The organism is Streptomyces fulvoviolaceus, from assembly GCF_000718165.1.
Classification (GTDB): Bacteria; Actinomycetota; Actinomycetes; order Streptomycetales; family Streptomycetaceae; genus Streptomyces; species Streptomyces fulvoviolaceus.
Map to the genome: position 1 here is coordinate 1 of NZ_JOEY01000054.1, position 16,831 is coordinate 16,831.

The following is a 16,831-nucleotide window of genomic DNA, read 5'->3' on the forward strand; positions in this document are numbered from 1 at the left end:
CTTCTGGAAGAGGGTGTACGCGGCGGGCGCCAGGCTCATCGCCGTACCGGGATGGCCGTTACCGACCTTCTGTACGGCATCGGCGGCCAGGACACGGGCCGTGTCCACGGCCCGCTGGTCCAACTCGGTCCACTCGAGGTCTGTGGTGGTCGAGTGCGGATTCACGCGTGAGCTCCTGTGTCTGCGGAAGGAATGTGAGGACGTCGGGAATGTGAGGACGGACGAAAGAAGAGGAGGCCGGGGCCGAGGGAGCGGCCCCTCCCGCCGGGGAGGGACGGGAGGGACGTGCCGGCGCCGACGGTGTCGCCTACTTGCCCCAGAGCTTCCGGTACGCCTCGCGGTATCCCTTCGGGTCCCAGGAGGAGCCGCCGCCGCTGTTGGCTGCCGTGGTGATGTGTACCGGGGCGATGTAGCCGCTGGCGGGCTTGCCGGCGAAGGCGCGGTTGAACTCGTCGACGATCTGCCAGCCCTGCTCGGACAGCGGTTCGGGCACCGTGGCCGCCTGGAACTGCTTGCTGTTGATGCGCTGGAAGGCCGAGGGGTCGCCGTCGCCGGCGCCGATGCTGAACGGGGCACCGTTGCCCTGCTTGCCGCCCGCCCGCAGCGCGGGTGCCGCGTCGGCGAAGTACAGGTCGTTGATGGCCACCGAGTGCGTCCACTTGGCGCCGAAGCGGGACAGCAGCGCGGAGACCTCCTGGGGGGTACGGCTGCTGGCGTCGGCGATCGGGATGTTGGAGGTGGACAGCACCTTGGTGTCGGAGCAGGTGGCGAGCTCCCTCTCGATCAGGTCCGACTTTCCCTTGGCGAACGGGATGGAGGCATCGGTGAAGACCACCACGCCGGCCCGGCCGTTGGACTGGCTGATGACCCAGTCGGCGCTGATCTTCGCGACGTCCTCGACCTTGGTGGTGATGTTGCTGAAGAGCTTGGGGTCCTTGCTGGGCCCAGGGGTGCCGACGGCGTGCCAGCCGATGAGCGGGATACCTGCGGCGTTGGCCTGCGCGACCTGCTGTGCGGTCGACTTGGGGTCGAAGCCGGACAGGACGATGCCGTCGGGCTTCACGGCGACGGCCTGGCTGACGGCGGCCTGGATACCGGCCGGGGTGCCCTGACCGTCGATGATCCGCACCTTCCAGCCGATGGCCTTGGCGGCCTCCTTGACGCCTTCGGCGGCACCCGCGACGCCGGGATTGGTCATGCTCTGGGCGACGTAGACGACCGTCTTGCCGGCGACCGCCTTGGGGCCGGTGGTCGGCCCGCTCCAGGGAGCGTCGACGGCCTCGGCGCCCGCGACCGCCTTCTTCGCCTTCGCCAGGACGGCTGGACAGCCGGCCTTCGAGGACCCGCCGACGGAGGTGGAGCCGGCACTCTCGGAGCCCCGGGTGCAGCCTGCGACGGTAGCGGTGAGCACGGCCAGGGCGGCCACGGCTCTGATGGTTGCCTTGCGAGTGGGGTGGTACGTCACGGCGGTGCTCCTTGAGGGCGTACGGCAGGCGTGCGGCGGGCAGGCGACGAGACGGGCGCGGAGGTTGTCCGCGGTCAGGGGGTGTGCGGCGCGTCGTCGTCGGACGCGGCGGTGGCGGACAGACCGGTCGCGGACGAACCGGTCGCGGCGGGCGTCGGCTGCTCCGTCGCGGGTTCCGTCCCGGGCGTGGACAGTGAGCGGCGGGTGGCACTGGCGCCGGCGCGCAGCCGGCGGCGGGCGGAGTAGCCGGCCAGGCCGACCGCGAGGAGCAGCGTGCCGCCGTTGAACAGGGAGGTCGCCCAGAACTCGGCGCCGAGCTGCTGGATGCCGGCCAGGCCGATGGCGAGGATGGCGACTGCTACGACGGTTCCGGCGGCGTTGGCGCGGCCCGGTTTGATGGCGGTGGAGCCGAGCAGGGCGCCGACGAAGGCGGGCAGCAGGTAGTCCATGCCGACACTCGGGTTGCCGATCTGCTGCTGCGCGGCGAGCAGGACGCCCGCGAAGCCGACGACGAGTCCGGAACCGGCGAAGGCGTAGATGCCGTACCGGCGGGTGGGGATGCCGACGAGGTCGGCGGCGCGGGCGTTGGAGCCGATGACGTACAGATAGCGGCCGAGCGGCAGGCGCTCCAACAGCAGCCAGAGCACCACGGCGAGCGCGAGGACGTAGAACGCGGGGACCGGCAGGCCGAGGAACGTGGAGTCGTACAGGTCGGTGAAGGCCGGGGGCAGGCCGCCTGGGCCGGGCACGATGCGGGCGCCGTCGGTGATCCAGCCGGTGCAGGCGTACAGGAGGCTGCCGGTGCCGAGGGTGGCGATGAAGGAGTCGATCTTGGCGAACTCCACCAGCAGGCCGTTGAGTACACCGACGATGCCGCCGCCGAGGATGACGGCGACGCAGGCGATCGGCCAGGGCCAGCCGCTGTTCACGATGAGCTGCATGGCCAGGACGTGGGCGAAGCCGAGTCCGTAGCCGACGGAGAGGTCGAACTTGCCGGTGACGATGGGGATCATCGCGCCGAGGGCGAGGATCGCGGGGATCGACTGGTTGGACAGGATCGACGAGGCGTTGTCCATCGTCGGGAAGGTGTCCGGCAAGGCCAGCGCGAAGATCACGAACAGCAGGAGGGTCAGGCCGAGCAGGCCGTAGGTGCCGATGAGATGGCCGCCGCGCAGCCGGGCGGCGATGGAGCCGCTGCTCGCGTCCTTGTCGGCGCCGCCAGGGGATTGCTTGCGCGACCCGGGGGGTGTTCCCTTGCGGGCGCCGTCCCCGACGGTCCCGTCCTGCGGTGGGGTTCCGCCGTGGTCGGCCCGCGGGCGGGCGGCTTCGGTCTCGGTGGCCATCAGTTGTCCGCCGTTCCGGTCAGCGCCGGCATGGCCGACGCGGCGTGGGTGAGTTCGGTGACGGTGAGGGCTTCGCCGCTGAGTTCGGCGGTCACGTGGCCCCGTACGAAGACCAGGGCGCGGTGACACACGTCGGCGACTTCCTCGAAGTCCGTGGAGATGAGAAGGACCGCGAGTCCCTGGGCGAGCGCGTCGTCGAGCAGGCGGTAGATCTCCGCCTTGGCACCGACGTCGACTCCCGCGGTCGGCTCCTCCAGGATCACGACGCGCCTGCTGAGGCGCAGCCAGCGGCCGATCATGACCTTCTGCTGGTTGCCGCCGGAGAGGGTCGCGATGGGTGCCTCGGAGTTGGCCGGGCGTACGCCGAACCTCTCGACCAACGCTGTCGCCTGGGCGCGCTCGCGTGACGGGCTGATCCAGCGCCACGGGGAGCGGCTGTCGGCCCGCGGGTTTGCCAGGAAGTTCTCCCTGACGGTGAGTTCGAGCGCGCAGCCCTCCTCCTGGCGGTTGCTGGTGACGAAGCCGATGCCCGCGTCGACGGCCGCGGCGGGCGAGTCGGGCCGGTAAGGCCTGCCGTCGAGCAGTGCCTCACCGTCCTGGATCGGCCGGGAACCGGCGAGGGCACGACCGAGGTCCATGTGGCCGGCGCCGGTGAGGCCGACCATGCCGAGGACCTCCCCGGCGCGCAGTTCCAGGTCGACGGGGCCCGCGCCCTCGGTGGTGACACCGGTGAGGCGCAGCACGGTGGGGGCCTCGCCGGTGGGGGCCTTGGGGCCGGGCTCGGGGCGGTGGGTCTCCGCTTCGTGGCCGACGATGTCGCGCACGATGCGGTCGGGGCCGTGGTCGGCGAGGCGGCCCTCGCTGATGAGGTGACCGTCGCGCAGGACCGCGAAGCTGTCGGCGACCTGGTAGACCTCGTCGAGCCGGTGGCTGACGTAGACGATGCCGTGTCCTCGGTCGCGCAGGGTGTGCAGGACGTCGAAGAGGCGGGCGCAGTCCGCGGCGGGCAGGCTCGCGGTGGGTTCGTCGAGGACGATGAGCCGGGCCCGGGTGGAGAGGGCGCGGGCGATGGCGACGAGGGAGCGCTCGGCGCGGGTGAGGTCGGCGACCGCGGCGTCCGGGTCGAGGTGACCGGCGACGATGTCCAGCGCCTCGGTGCTGCGCTCGCGGACCTGCCTCCAGGAGACGAGCCCGGCGCGGCGCGGATAGCCGGTGCCGAGTGCGATGTTCTCGGCGACCGTCATCCATTCGACGAGGCCGAGGTCCTGGTGGATGAAGGACATCTCCGCGGAGGCGGCCTCGGTGCCGAGCGGGTGGCCCGCGACAGTGACCTCGCCCTGGTCCGCTTTGTAGACCCCGGCGAGGACCTTGATCAGGGTCGACTTACCGGCACCATTGTGACCCAATAGGGCGAGAACTCTGCCCGGGTGAAGGTCGAGGTCGACGTCGGCGAGGGCGAGAGTGCCGCCGAATCGCTTGCGCAGCCCCCGGATGCTCACCAGGGGCCGGTGTGGAGCTGTGTCAGCTATGTCATCGGGAGCGTCATACACGGACTTCTCCGAAGGGATCTGCCAGCCGAGGACCATTCCATCGGCTCGACCAGAATCCTGTACAGCTGCCAGCATGTTGGTCAATGGCTCTGCCGGTATTTATTGCCTCAAAGTTACGGCGGCCGTACGGAGAGATCTCCGTACGGCCGCCGTGGGGTACTACCTGAGGGGCCGGGACCAGCCCCCTGGCCTCAGCCGCCGCCCACCGGCGCCCCCTGCGGAAGCATGGGGTTCTCCAGACCCGCCGCGATGGTCCGCAGGTCCTTCAGCAGGGCCTCTCGGAACTCGTCGTCGAGCCGGGCCTTGAGCACGGTGACACTGATCGCGAAGGGCGCCGAGTCCGTACGGAAGCCGTTGACCGGTACGGCGAGGCAGAGGATGCCCGCCGTGGCCTCCTCGTCGTCGATCGCGTAGCCGCGCTCCCGGGCCTTCGCCAGGTCATCCATCAGGGCGGGCACTGACGTGATGGACCGCTCACTGAGCGCGGGCAGGGCGCGGCCGCGCAGCCGGTCCTCGGCCACCGCCGGATCCAGAGTGGACAGGATGGCCTTGCCGGTGGCCGTGCAGTTGGCCGGGAAGCGGTCACCGATGTTGGCGGTCAGCCGCAACGGCTGCGTGCCGTCGTAACGCCCCAGGTAGAGGACGTCCAAGCCGTCGAGTACGGCCACCCGTGCGGTCTCCCGCGAGATGTGGGTACTGCGCCTGCACAGCTCGTAGAAGTCGCGCAGCTGATCGACGGTGGCCAGGTAGCGGCCACCCAGCTCGACGAGCTTGCGCCCCAGGCTGAAGCCCGAGCCGTTGCGCGCGATCATGCCGGCCGCCTCCAACGAGGCGCACAGATTGCCCGTCGAGGACTTCGGCAGGCCCAGGGCGCGAGCGATCTCACTCACCGACAGCGGGCGCCCCTCCGCCTCGCCGAGTGCGTCGAGGATGGCCACGGCCCGCGTCACAGCGGGAACGAGACCACCCGGGTCACTTGCGCTCACCAGCAACTCCACCCATCATTCTGTTCGTCGTTCAGCATATTGGCTATTGTCTCTCGTGTGCCCCCGAACGACAATGCCGTCGGCGCACGCTTCGCCGTCGAGATTCTCCGCATCCCTTCGGGACCACTCGACCGTAGCGCGCCCTTGGGGCCGACCGACGACACCCTGCGAGCCTTGGAGCGCTGAGCAGCAGATGACCAGCAGCCCGCACGATCCATCTCCCCCTTCCCCCGGCGGCAACGCCTCCGGCCGCGAACCGGACAATGGACCCGCCCTGTCCCGCGCACAGTTCGACACGCTCTTCGACGAGCTGAGCACCTGGGGCCGTTGGGCCCCGGCCGACGCCGACCGCGGCGCCTGGAACCGGGTCACCCCCGAGCACGCACGCCGCGCCACCACCCTGGTCCGCACCGGCACCACCGTCCCCACGGCCCTGCCGTGGAACACGGCGCCCGGCCCGGACAACGGCAAACCCGCCCTCCACTACATGTCCGACCTCGGCGACGTCGAAGCCCCCGAACCGTCCTGTCACAAGGACTTCATCGCCGTCGACTACCACGGCAAGGGCGTCAGCCACCTCGACGCGCTCTCCCACATCGCCTACCGCGGACAGCTCTACGACGGCCGCACCGCACGCGAGGTCGTCGACGCGGGCGGCGCCCGCTTCGGCGCCGTGTCCGCGCTCGGCCCCCTGGTCACCAAGGGCGTACTGATCGACATGCCCGCCGTCCTCGGCACCGACTGGCTGGAGCCCGGCCGGGCCGTGCACGCCGAGGACGTCACCGCCGCCGAGAAAACCCTCGGCATCACCATCGGCGACGGCGACGCCGTGCTGCTGCGCTCCGGCCATTTCCGGCGCCGCGCCGAACTCGGCGCCTGGAACCCGGACAACGCGAGCGCCGGCTTCCACGTGGACGCCATGCCGCTGTTCGCCGAGCGCGGGATCGCGCTGCTCGGCGGCGACGGCGACAGCGACGTACGGCCCTCCCCGGTCGAAGGGCTGCACTCCCCCGTGCACGCCCTCGCGATCACCGCCATGGGCGTGCCGCTGCTGGACAACCTCGACCTCGAAGCGCTCTCCGCCGCCTGCGCGCAGGCCGGCCGCTACGAGTTCCTGTTCGTCGTGGCCCCGCTGAACGTCCCCGGCGGCACGGGTTCGCCCGTCAACCCGATCGCGGTGCTGTGATGGGAACCGCATCAGCCGCGCAGTTCAGAGTCGGCGTCAGCCGGGACTTCCTGGACGCGGACGGACGCAATGTGTGGGGCGACATCCGGCTCGGTGAACTCGACGCCGCCGGAGTCGACTGGCACTACCTGCCGCGCGACACCGGGGAACTCCTGGGGAAGGACGTCGACGGCCTGGACGCCGTCCTGTTCGCCGGCCCCGCAGTCACGGCGCGCACCTTCGAGGGCGCCGCCCGCCCCCCGCTCCTCTTCGCCCGCTTCGGCGTCGGCTACGACACCGTCGACCTCGACGCGTGCACCCGCAACGGCGCCCTGGTGACCATCACTCCGGACGGCGCCCGGCGCCCGGTCGCCACCGCCGCCCTCACCCTGCTGCTCGCCGTGCTCCACAACGTGACCGCCAAGGACCGGCTGGTACGGGAGGGGCGCTGGGCCGAGAAGGAACAGTGGATGGGCCTGGGGCTCACCGGCCGCCGTATGGGTCTGATCGGCCTCGGCAACACGGCCCGCGATCTGGTCGGACTGCTGCGGCCGTTCGAGGTCGACGTCGTGGCGTACGACCCCTACTGCCCGCCGGATACCGCCGCCGGGCTCGGCGTACGGCTCGTGGACGTCGACACCGTGATGGCGCAGGCCGATGCCGTGATCGTGATGTGCGCGCTGACGGAGGAGACCCGTCATCTCGTCGACGCTCGGCGGCTGTCCCTCATGAAACCCACGGCCGTCCTCCTCAATGTCGCCCGTGGCCCCATCGTCGACGAGACCGCGCTGATCGAGGCGCTGCGGGTACGGCGCATCAGAGCCGCCGGACTGGACGTGTTCGAGAGCGAGCCGCCGGACCTCGACAACCCGCTGCTGGGCATGGACAACGTCGTGCTCAGCCCGCACGCCCTGGCGTGGACCGACGAGATGTCCGCCGGGAACGGCGGCAGCGCGGTCCGGGCCGTGCTGGAGGTGGCGGCGGGCCGCGTACCGCCCTTCGTCGTCAACCGGGATGTGGTCGAAAGCCCTCACCTCATCGGTCGCCTCGCCGAGTTGACGGATACTCCGGCGGGAGCCGGCGCATGAGCGTCGCTGACGTCGGCACCGGCACCGTCGGATTCCTCGGGCTCGGCGCCATGGGACTGCCCATGGCGTTGAACCTCGCCCGGGCCGGTTTCGACGTACTCGCCTGGAACCGCGGCCGGACCCCGCTGGAGACCGCCGCGGCCGCCGGCTGCCGTACCGCCGACAGCCCGGAGCAGGTAGCTGCCGCCGCACCGGTCGTCCTCACCATGCTCCCCGACCTCCCCCAGGTGATCGAGCGGCTGGACGGCCCGGACGGACTGCGCTCCGGACAGCCGGTCATGGACACCCTGGTCGTCATGGGCACCGTCTCCCCCGTCGCGGTACGCGCCCTGGCCGAGAAACTGCGCCCGCAGGGCATCACGGTCGTCGACGCCCCCGTCAGCGGCGGCGTGACCGGCGCCCGCGACGCCACCCTGTCGATCATGGCCGGGGGCCCGGCCGAGACGGTCGCACAGATCCGCCCGTATCTGGAGGCGATGGGCTCGACCGTACGGCGCCTGGGGGACACCGGCTCCGGCTCCCTCGCCAAGGCGTGCAACCAGCTCGTCGTCGCCGGATCCCTGGTCGCGCTCGCCGAGGCCGTACTGCTCGGCGAACGCGGCGGCCTCGAACCCGCCGCACTGCTCGACGTACTCGCCGGCGGGCTCGCCTCCTCCGAGGTGCTCGCACAGAAACGGCACCACCTTTGTGAGGGCGACTTCACTCCCTCCGGCCCGGCCCGCTACCTCCACAAGGACCTCGGATTCGTCCTGGACAGCGCCTCCGACGAACGCGTCGCGCTGCCGCTCTCCACGACCGTCGCAGGGCTGTACGCGGCGGTCGTGGAACAGGGCCTCGGCGACCTGGACAACAGCGTCGTCCTCGGCCTGTTGCGCGGCGCCTCGCCCCACCCCACCGATCACCACACGAAGGACTGAAGACACATGCAGGTAGGAATCGTCGGACTCGGACGCATGGGCGGCAACATGGCTGCCCGCTGGCGGGACCGCGGCCACGAGGTGCTCGGCTACAGCCGCACCTCCCCCGACCGCGACGCCGACTCCCTGGAGGAACTCGTCGCGAAGCTCGCCGGACCCCGCGCGGTGTGGCTGATGCTCCCCTCGGGCGACCCGACCCACCAGGCCCTGCGGCAGCTCGCGGAACTGCTGTCCCCCGGCGACGTGATCGTCGAGGGCGGCAACTCCCGCTTCAGCGACGACACCGAGCACGCCCAGATGCTCGCCGAGCACGGTATCGGCTACGTCGACTGCGGGGTCAGCGGCGGCGTCTGGGGCCGTGAGAACGGCTACGCCGTGATGTGTGGCGGCCAGGACGAGCACGTCGAGCGCATCTGGCCGCTGCTGGAGTCGCTCGCCCCCGACCGGGACGGGCTGTGCCACGCGGGCCCGGTCGGCGCCGGGCACTACGCCAAGATGGTCCACAACGGCATCGAGTACGGCATGATGCAGGCGCTCGCCGAGGGCTACGAACTGCTGGAGGCCAGCGAGTACGTGCCCGACGTGCCCAAGGTGCTCGCCTCCTGGCGGCACGGCACGGTCGTCCGCTCCTGGCTGCTCGACCTCCTGGTGCGGGCCCTGGACGAGGACCCGGGCCTGGCCACCCTCTCCGGCCGCGTCGACGACTCGGGCGAGGGCCGCTGGACGGTCGAGGAGGCGGTACGCCTCTCCGTGTCCGCCCCTGCGATGACCGCCGCCCTCTTCGCCCGCTTCGCCTCCCGCAAGCCGGACGCGGACCAGCTCAAGGCCCTCGCGGCGATGCGGCGGCAGTTCGGCGGCCACGCGGTGCACGCCACCGCCGGGGGCGGGGCGGCGCAGGGCTGACCGACCCTGCCGTGCCCCGCCGGGGACCCGCACCATGTCGGGAAACCGACGAAGGCCGTACGGCAGCCGTACGTACTGCAGGTGGTCGACGTCCCCGGACGACGGCCCCCGAAAAAGCAAGTGCCAATCACCACGCGCTCACACCGGGGCCCTCGAGTCGCCCCCCGGTCCGTAGTCCGAGCCGCGCCCCGCCACGGATACCCCCCCGAGTTCGCCCGGAGAGGCAGGAACAGCCCTCCACAGCGGTCCCCCACCAGGTGACGACCACCATGGCCTCCGGCGGTGACACCACAGCCACGGCCGACCGCGCGGCGCTTCAACGGAACGACCCGGAATCCGGCGGCACTGGATCATCGGCCCGGGAACCCCGCCGGCCCTGAACGGCCCGGCGGGGACACCATCCGGTCCCGAGGCGGCTGCCCTGGGGCGGGGCGACCAGGAGCCGTAGCGGCGGACTGCCAGGGGCGGGCACGCCACTGTGATGAGTGAAGGACACCATGCACACCCAAGACGGCAACAACCCGACGGGCGTGGCCCGTTCGGCGCTCCCCCGCCGGGGCTTTCTCGCCACTGCGGCCGCGACCGGGACCCGGACCGGGGCAGCGCCGCCGGCCGGAACCTCCGGCGCTCCCACGGAGCCGAAGCACACGGCGCGACTCGCCGACGACGAGCCCCGCTCTCCCCGGGGCGGACCGGACGGATCCGCCCCGGCCGCACACATCTACCGCAGCCTCACCCCGTTCCGTGACCCCCTGCGCATCCCCGTGACCGTCGGGACGGCGGCATCGGCTGCGGGACCGCCGCCCCGCTGCGCCGGACCGGTGCCGGGACGGTGCCGCCAGGCGAGCGGGGGCGGAAGGAGACGATGCGGGTCGGAGCGGGTGAACTGGTCACGGTGGACGGCTACTTCGGGGACTCCGCGGGGAAGTTCGTCTACCACTGCCTCATGCTCGAACACGAGGACATGGGCATGATGCGGCAGTTCGTCGTCCTTCCCGGGCAGATCCAGGACATCGGTCTGCCGACGCCGATGTCCGTGCCCATGAGCACCGGCACCGGCGTGCCGCCGTCGGGACAGCACAGTACGGAGAGGCACCAGTGAGTGGCGGGGACGGCCCGAAGGGCTCAGAAGCGGGCCGGGGACTGGCTCTGCTGGTCGCCGGGGCCTTCTTCATGGAGAACCTGGACGGCACGATCATCTCGACGGCCGCCCCCGACATGGCCACTTCCTTCGGGGTGCGACCGGCCGACATCGGCGTCGCCATGACGGCGTATTTCGTCGCGCTGGCCGTGTTCATCCCGGTGAGCGGCTGGGCCGCCGACCACTACGGCGCCCGCCGGGTCTTCGTCTGGGCGATCGCCGTGTTCACTCTCGCCTCGGCGCTCTGCGCGGCGGCGGGCGGGCTTCCCGAGCTGGTGGTGACGCGCGTCGCGCAGGGCATCGGCGGGGCGATGATGGTGCCCGTCGGCAGGCTGGCGGTGCTGCGCTCCACCCGGAAGCCGGATCTGCTGCGGGCGATCGCCTGGCTGACCTGGCCCGGGCTGCTGGCCCCGGTCCTCGCGCCGGCGCTGGGCGGGCTGTTCACGACGTACGCCTCCTGGCACTGGATCTTCCTGGTGAACGTGCCGCTGGGCGTGCTGGCGCTGCCGCTCGCCCTGCGGCTCGTCCCCGATCTCCGGCGGACGGAGCGCCCCCGTCTCGACTGGGTGGGCTTCGGGGCCGGCGGCGCCGGGCTGGCGGCCGTGGTGCTGGGGCTGGAGCGGTTCGGGGATGCGCCCGCCGCCTGGGGCGCGGGCGCGTCCTGGCTCACCGCGGGGGTCGCTCTCTGTCTCCTGACGCTACGTCATCTGCGCTGTAGGCAAGGCCCGTTGCTCGACCTCGGAGCCCTGAAGGTGGACACCTTCCGGGTGTCGAACGCGGGTGGCGCCCTGTTCCGCGCGTCGATCACCGCCGTGCCGTTCCTGCTGCCCCTGATGTTCCAGGGGGCCTTCGGCTGGAGCGCGGCCACCGCCGGGCTGGTGCTCATCGCGGTGTTCGCGGGCAACGTCGCCGTCAAACCGCTCACCACCCCGCTGCTGCGCCGCTTCGGCTTCCGTACGGTGCTGCTGGTGAACGGGGTCGCGACGGCAGTGACCTTCGTGCTGTGCGGGCTGCTCGGCCCGCACACGCCGATGGCCGTCGTGATGTCCGTGCTGTTCATGAGCGGTGTGTGCCGGTCCGTCTCGCTCAGCGCGTACGCGACGATCGGCTTCGCCGACATCGAGGCGGACCGTACCAGCGACGCCAACGCGCTCTCCAGCACGGTGCAACAGCTCGCCGCCGGCCTCGGGGTCGCCTTCGGCGCCTTGGCGTTGCACGCGGCGGGCCCGATCGCGCCCCTCCTCGGGCTGGCCGGTCCCGCCGCCCCCTACCGGGTGGCGTTCGCGCTGCTCGCCCTGCTTCCCCTGGTCGCGGTCGCGGAGGCGGCACGACTGCGGCGGGACGCCGGCGCGGTGGTCACAGGTACGGCCTCTGCACCTCGCGCAGGAGCTGGTACAGCTGTTCGCTGAGTCCGCGGGTCTCCGCCAGCCGTCGCGCCGCCATCGGATCGGGGGTCACGGTGCGGTGGGCGCGGGCACCGGGCACCGGCGAGGTCAGCGAGGGCAGGGCGCCGAGCGCGTACCGGGCGAGCAGCGCTGCGCCGAAGCCCGAACCCGCGGTGTCGTCGGTGATCTCCAGCGGCATGTCGAGGGCGGCGGCGACGATCTCCGCCCACAGGGGGGAGCGCAGGGCGCCCCCGGTGGCCCGCACCGAGGTGACCGGTGCGTCGGCGGCGAGCAAGGAGTCGCGCACCAGGGCGAGTTGCTGCCCGACACCCTCGATCATGGCCCGGGTCATGTGGGCTCTGCCGTGTCCGCGGCGCAGCCCGATCAGGGCGCCGCGCGCGTCCGGGTCCCACCAGGGTGCGCGTTCCCCGAGCAGATGCGGCAGGGCGATCAGGCCCTCGGCGCCCGGTTCCACCTGGCCCGCCTCCTTCAGCAGGTCGGCCACGTCGACGCCGCCGAAGGACTCGGCGGCCCACTGGGCGACGACTCCTGCGTTACTGACCGCGCCGCCGAGTACCCACAGCCCGTCCGCGAGGTGGTAGCAGAACACCCGGCAGCGTTCGTCCACGCCGGGCCGGTCGCGTACGACACGGAGGGCGCCGCTGGTGCCGAGGGACAGCGCGGCGGTGGCCGGAGCGGTGGCCCCGACGGCGAGATTGGCCAGCGGGCCGTCCCCGGCCCCCGCAACCACGGGCAGCCCGGCGGGCAGGCCCAGGGCGGCGGCGACGTCGGGGAGCAGTGTGAACGCGCTGGTCGGCGGCACGAGTTCGGGCAGCCGGTCGGCGCTCACCCCGGCGATGTCCAGGGCGGGGCCGTGCCATCGGGTGGTGTGCATGTCGAGCAGGCCGGTGGCGGAGGCGCAGGACAGGTCGGTGACCAGCCGGCCGGTAAACCGGAAGAGGACGTAGTCCTTGAGGCCGCACCACGTGGCCGTGCGCCGTGCGAGGTCGGGCTCGTGTGCCGTGAACCAGGCGAGTTTGGTGAGCGGTGCCATGGAGTGCACGGGGGTTCCGGTCGCCCGGTGCAGTGCGTCGGCGCTTCCGGTCGCGCGCAGCCGTCGGGCGATGTCGGCGGCCCGGGTGTCGGCCCAGCTCAGCGCCGGGGTCAGCGGTTCACCGGAGGAGTCCAGGGCGAGCAGGGTGTGCAGGGCGGCGCTGAAGGACAGGGCGACGACCGGGAGACCGCGCCCGGCGCAGATCCCGGCGCTCTCCCGGACCGCTTCGATCGCTCCGGCCAGCACCGTCTGCGGGTCGTGGACGGCTTCCCCGTGCCGTCCGGTGCACAGGGGTGCGGGCCGCTCGATCGTCGAGACCACTCGGTGGGCACCGTCCACCGCGACCACTTTGGTCGCGGTGGTACCCAGGTCGATCCCGAGCACTACCTGGGTCTCGTACTTCATCACTGTTTCCTTCTCCGTTTCCGTGGCGGTCTCGACTCGGTGTGCTGTTCCGTGGCGCATGGGTGCCGGCCCCGCGCCCAGGAGCAGGGGGGCAGGGCGCGGGGTGGCCGGCTGTCTCAGGGCCCGCCGTCCGGGGGCCGGGCTGCCGAAGGGCGGCCGGTTCGCTCAGCGGGCGTCGGCGAGATCGGTGAGATCCCGGCCCCGGGTCTCCGGGGTGACGAAGGTGGTGACGAAGGTGATCAGCGAGAGGACGGCGACGTAGGCCGCCAGCGGCCACCAGGCGTTGTTGAAGGCCAGCAGCAGTGTCGCGCCGAGCAGCGGGGCGATACCGCCCGCGATGATCGCGCTGAGTTCCCGGCCGATCGCGACGCCGGTGTAGCGGTGCCGCGCCCCGAACAGCTCCGCGAGCAGGGCGCACTGGGAGCCCAGCATGCCATTGACGCCGACTCCGATGCCGAGGGTGATGACCACGCAGATCAGCACGGTGTTCCCGGAGCTCATCAGCGCGAAGGCGGGGACGGCGAAGACCGCCTGGAACAGTGCGGCCATCCGGTACAGCGGGACCCGGCCGATCCGGTCGGAGACCATGCCGAACAGCGGGATGGTGGCGATACCGGCGAGCGAGGCGCAGGCCACGGCGAGCGGGCCGACCGAGTTGGAGACGCCGATCACGGTGGTCACGTAGCTGATGCTGAACGTGGAGTAGAGGTACGAGGTGCCGTTCTCGGCCATCCGCAGGCCGAAGGTGATGAACAGATTGCGGCGGCTGTTGACCATGAGGTCGCGCAGCGGTCGCTCGCTGAGCTCGCCGCTCTCCTCCAGCCGCTCGAAGGCGGGGCTCTCCTCCAGCTTCAGCCGGATGTACACCGCGACCAGGATCAGTACGGCGCTCAGCAGGAACGGCACTCGCCACACCCAGCCGAACAGCACGTCCTCGTCGAGCTGGGCCAGCGGTATGAACAGGGCGGTGGCGAGCAGCATGCCGACCTGGATGCCGACGAAGGGCAGTGCCGCGTAGTAGCCGCGTCGGGCCGGTGGGGCGTACTCGGCCATCAGCGTCGAGGCCCCGGCCTGTTCCGCTCCGGCTCCGAAGCCCTGGAGCAGGCGCAGGAACATCAACAGGACGGGGCTCCACACACCGGCCGTGTGGTAGGTGGGCAACAGCCCGATGGCGAAGGAGGAGCCGCCCATCAGTGCGACGGTCACGACCAGCACGGTCTTGCGGCCGTGCCGGTCTCCGAGCGAGCCGAAGAACAGCCCGCCGAGCGGGCGGGCGAAGAAGCCGACCGCGTAGGTGGCGAAGATGGCGACGAGCCCGACCGCCGGGCCGAGCCCGGGGAAGAAGAGGTGCTTGAACACCAGGGCCGAGGCGGTGCCGTAGATGGCGAAGTCGTAGTACTCGAGGGCACTGCCCACCGAACTGGTGACGAGCGCACGGCGCAGACCGGGGTTCTTCTGGTCTCTCGCCCCGTCGGCAGGCCGGGATGTCGTCGTGGGCACCTGCATGGGATGCCGCCCTTCCGTCTCAACGGCGTGGTAACGCGCCGTACATCTGCGGACGCCCAGGACCGTAACAGCATGCGGAGCTCAAGCCAATATGCTGAACAGGCGAGCATGCATAACGGCAGACAGTTGCACTTCTTCGCCACCTACGGCCAGTATGTTGTTCGACGAACAGCATTTGGTTCAGGAGGTTGGTTCGAGTGTCAGGACATCCAGAGGTGGGGCTCGCCGGGCTCGGGGTCATGGGGTCGGCCATCGCCCGCAGGCTGCTGCGGCGTGAGCTCATCGTGCGGGTCTACGACGTCCGGCAGGACGCGGTGGCGGAGCTCGCCAGGGACGGCGCGGTCCCGGCGGACTCGGCGGCGCAGCTTGCCTCGTCCCCCGTGGTGATCCTCTCCCTCAACACCGCCGACATAGTCGAGCAGGTGGTCTTCGGCGCCGAAGGGGTCCTCACCGCCGCCCCCGAGGGCGTCCTGGTCATCGACATGTCCAGCATCGATCCCGGGCGCACCCGCGACTTCGCCGAACGTGCGGCGAAGCTCGGCGCCGGCTGGGTCGACGCCCCCCTGTCGGGCGGCGCGCCGGGCGCGGAGCGCGGCGAGTTGACGCTGATGCTCGGCGGCGAGGACGACCAGGTGGAGCGGGCGCTGCCCGTGCTCGGGGCGCTCTCCTCCCAGCTCACCCACCTCGGCCCGGCCGGCTCGGGGCAGCTGGTCAAGTCCGTCAACCAGGTGCTGGTCGGCTGTGGTTTCGCCGCCCTCGCCGAGGCCGCCGCCCTGGTGCGGGCGGCCGGTCTGCCGCCACGGCAGGTACGGGCGGCGCTCACCGGGGGCAGGGCCGACTCGGCACTGCTCCAGGAGTTCTTCGTGAAGTTCGCCGAGATCGATCTCACGCCCACCGGACGGGTCAGCAACATGGTCAAGGACCTGGAGGCGGCCCGCGACTACGCACGCTCGGAAGGAGTGCCGCTGCCGGTCACCACCGCCGTCTCCGAACTCCACCGCTGGCTGGCCGCGGCGGGCCACGGCGACGCCGACAACGCCGCGCTCATGCACTACTACGGAACCGGAACCGGAACCGGAACCGGAGACGGAAACGGTTCGACGGGAGGCCGGTCATGACGGTTTCTGCCAAGGGTCCTTCCCTGTTCGACCTCTCCGGCCGGCTGGCCCTGGTCACCGGCTCCAGCAAGGGCATCGGATTCGCCCTCGCCGCGGGACTGGCCGAGGCGGGCACCGAACTCGTCCTCAACGGCCGCGATCCCGAGGCCCTGGAACGCGCCCGCGCCGAACTCGCCGAGCGCACCGGGACCAAGGTGCATGCCGTGCCTTTCGACGTCACCGACGAGGCGGCCGTACAGGCGGCGGTCCAGGAAATCGAGAACGGGGTCGGCCCGCTGGACATCCTCGTCAACAACACAGGCGTACAGCACCGCGAACCGCTCCTCCAGGTCTCCGCCGACAACTTCGAACGGGTCCTGCACACCAACCTCACCAGCGCCTTCCTGGTCGGCCGCACAGTGGCCGCGGGCATGGTCGGGCGCGGCCACGGAAAGATCGTCAACATCTGTTCCGTCCAGACCTGGCTCGCCCGTCCCGGCATCGCCGCCTACGCGGCCTCCAAGGGCGGCCTCGCCATGCTGACCCGCGGCATGTGCGCGGAGTGGGCCGGGTCGGGGCTGACGGTCAACGGCCTGGCGCCCGGCTATGTGGTCACCGAACTCACCCGCCCCCTCGTCGACGACCCCGCCTTCGACTCCTGGATCCGGGGCCGCACCCCGGCCGGGCGCTGGGCCTCGGTCGAGGATCTCGTCGGCACGCTGGTGTGGCTCGCCGCCCCCGCGTCGGACTTCGTCAACGGTCAGGTGATCGCCGTCGACGGCGGCCTGACCGCGGTCATCTGAGAAGGACCGAGGACATGAACTCA

At 71.6% G+C, this 16,831-nt stretch carries 15 protein-coding genes; 8 read left to right on the plus strand and 7 right to left on the minus strand.

The window, feature by feature from the left end; genetic code table 11:
* From IG08_RS57940 to IG08_RS0142700, 5 genes are all read right to left on the minus strand, one after another.
* Positions 1 to 165: hypothetical protein (locus IG08_RS57940; protein WP_158812336.1), on the minus strand; the 165-nt coding region annotated here is incomplete at its 3' end.
* A 142-nt stretch (positions 166 to 307) separates the two neighbouring features.
* The gene (locus IG08_RS0142685; RefSeq protein ID WP_030616405.1) at positions 308 to 1,426 is read right to left on the minus strand and encodes a substrate-binding domain-containing protein; all 1,119 of its coding nucleotides are present in this window, start codon (positions 1,424 to 1,426) and stop codon (positions 308 to 310) included.
* Positions 1,427 to 1,539: 113 nt separating this feature from the next.
* Positions 1,540 to 2,808: an ABC transporter permease gene (locus tag IG08_RS0142690; RefSeq protein ID WP_030616407.1), complete on the minus strand. Its 1,269-nt coding sequence runs from the start codon at positions 2,806 to 2,808 to the stop codon at positions 1,540 to 1,542.
* On the minus strand, positions 2,808 to 4,358 hold the full coding sequence (locus IG08_RS0142695; RefSeq protein ID WP_030616410.1) for a sugar ABC transporter ATP-binding protein: 1,551 nt from the start codon (positions 4,356 to 4,358) through the stop codon (positions 2,808 to 2,810). Before IG08_RS0142695 ends, IG08_RS0142690 begins: the two co-directional genes overlap by 1 nt.
* Positions 4,359 to 4,549: 191 nt before the next feature.
* On the minus strand, positions 4,550 to 5,344 hold the full coding sequence (locus IG08_RS0142700) for an IclR family transcriptional regulator (RefSeq protein ID WP_234343111.1): 795 nt from the start codon (positions 5,342 to 5,344) through the stop codon (positions 4,550 to 4,552).
* Between the two features lie 193 nt (positions 5,345 to 5,537).
* Here IG08_RS0142700 and IG08_RS0142705 point away from each other — a divergent pair, with 193 nt between their 5' ends.
* The 6 genes from IG08_RS0142705 to IG08_RS0142730 all read left to right on the plus strand — a co-directional run bounded on the left by IG08_RS0142705 (position 5,538) and on the right by IG08_RS0142730 (position 11,967).
* A complete protein-coding gene (locus IG08_RS0142705; protein ID WP_030616416.1) occupies positions 5,538 to 6,530 on the plus strand; it encodes a cyclase family protein in 993 nt (330 codons plus the stop codon).
* Positions 6,530 to 7,597: an NAD(P)-dependent oxidoreductase gene (locus tag IG08_RS0142710; RefSeq protein ID WP_030616418.1), complete on the plus strand. Its 1,068-nt coding sequence runs from the start codon at positions 6,530 to 6,532 to the stop codon at positions 7,595 to 7,597. Before IG08_RS0142705 ends, IG08_RS0142710 begins: the two co-directional genes overlap by 1 nt.
* Entirely contained in the window at positions 7,594 to 8,514 is a 921-nt protein-coding gene (locus IG08_RS0142715; protein WP_030616420.1) for an NAD(P)-dependent oxidoreductase, read from the plus strand. The genes IG08_RS0142710 and IG08_RS0142715 overlap by 4 nt, the downstream gene beginning before the upstream one ends.
* A 6-nt stretch (positions 8,515 to 8,520) precedes the next feature.
* On the plus strand, positions 8,521 to 9,417 hold the full coding sequence (gene gnd, locus IG08_RS0142720; RefSeq protein ID WP_030616423.1) for a phosphogluconate dehydrogenase (NAD(+)-dependent, decarboxylating): 897 nt from the start codon (positions 8,521 to 8,523) through the stop codon (positions 9,415 to 9,417).
* Between the two features lie 832 nt (positions 9,418 to 10,249).
* Entirely contained in the window at positions 10,250 to 10,519 is a 270-nt protein-coding gene (locus tag IG08_RS0142725) for a multicopper oxidase domain-containing protein (protein WP_267964994.1), read from the plus strand.
* Entirely contained in the window at positions 10,516 to 11,967 is a 1,452-nt protein-coding gene (locus IG08_RS0142730) for an MFS transporter (protein ID WP_052425102.1), read from the plus strand. Before IG08_RS0142725 ends, IG08_RS0142730 begins: the two co-directional genes overlap by 4 nt.
* On the opposite strand, the gene IG08_RS0142735 is transcribed toward IG08_RS0142730, so the two are convergent.
* Together IG08_RS0142735 and IG08_RS0142740 are read right to left on the minus strand one after the other, a co-directional pair.
* A complete protein-coding gene (locus IG08_RS0142735; RefSeq protein ID WP_030616432.1) occupies positions 11,915 to 13,402 on the minus strand; it encodes a gluconokinase in 1,488 nt (495 codons plus the stop codon). The two genes, IG08_RS0142730 and IG08_RS0142735, sit on opposite strands and share 53 nt — an antisense overlap.
* Positions 13,403 to 13,567: 165 nt before the next feature.
* Positions 13,568 to 14,908, minus strand: coding sequence for an MFS transporter (locus tag IG08_RS0142740; protein ID WP_052425103.1), 1,341 nt, complete (start codon positions 14,906 to 14,908; stop codon positions 13,568 to 13,570).
* 197 nt (positions 14,909 to 15,105) lie between these two features.
* Between IG08_RS0142740 and IG08_RS0142745 the strand changes: the two genes are divergently transcribed.
* On the plus strand, positions 15,106 to 16,026 hold the full coding sequence (locus tag IG08_RS0142745) for an NAD(P)-dependent oxidoreductase (protein WP_234343112.1): 921 nt from the start codon (positions 15,106 to 15,108) through the stop codon (positions 16,024 to 16,026).
* Positions 16,023 to 16,808: an SDR family oxidoreductase gene (locus tag IG08_RS0142750; protein WP_030616441.1), complete on the plus strand. Its 786-nt coding sequence runs from the start codon at positions 16,023 to 16,025 to the stop codon at positions 16,806 to 16,808. Before IG08_RS0142745 ends, IG08_RS0142750 begins: the two co-directional genes overlap by 4 nt.
* The last annotated feature ends 23 nt before the right edge of the window (positions 16,809 to 16,831 follow it).

Bases quoted from the DNA above. Each gene is read 5' to 3' on its own strand.
- IG08_RS0142705 (WP_030616416.1), top strand. From the start codon at position 5,538: ATGACCAGCAGCCCGCACGATCCATCTCCCCCTTCCCCCGGCGGCAAC.
- IG08_RS0142735 (WP_030616432.1), bottom strand. From the start codon at position 13,402: ATGAAGTACGAGACCCAGGTAGTGCTCGGGATCGACCTGGGTACCACC.
- IG08_RS0142710 (WP_030616418.1), top strand. From the start codon at position 6,530: ATGGGAACCGCATCAGCCGCGCAGTTCAGAGTCGGCGTCAGCCGGGAC.
- IG08_RS0142690 (WP_030616407.1), bottom strand. From the start codon at position 2,808: ATGGCCACCGAGACCGAAGCCGCCCGCCCGCGGGCCGACCACGGCGGA.
- IG08_RS0142750 (WP_030616441.1), top strand. From the start codon at position 16,023: ATGACGGTTTCTGCCAAGGGTCCTTCCCTGTTCGACCTCTCCGGCCGG.
- IG08_RS0142715 (WP_030616420.1), top strand. From the start codon at position 7,594: ATGAGCGTCGCTGACGTCGGCACCGGCACCGTCGGATTCCTCGGGCTC.
- gnd (WP_030616423.1), top strand. From the start codon at position 8,521: ATGCAGGTAGGAATCGTCGGACTCGGACGCATGGGCGGCAACATGGCT.
- IG08_RS0142740 (WP_052425103.1), bottom strand. From the start codon at position 14,908: ATGCAGGTGCCCACGACGACATCCCGGCCTGCCGACGGGGCGAGAGAC.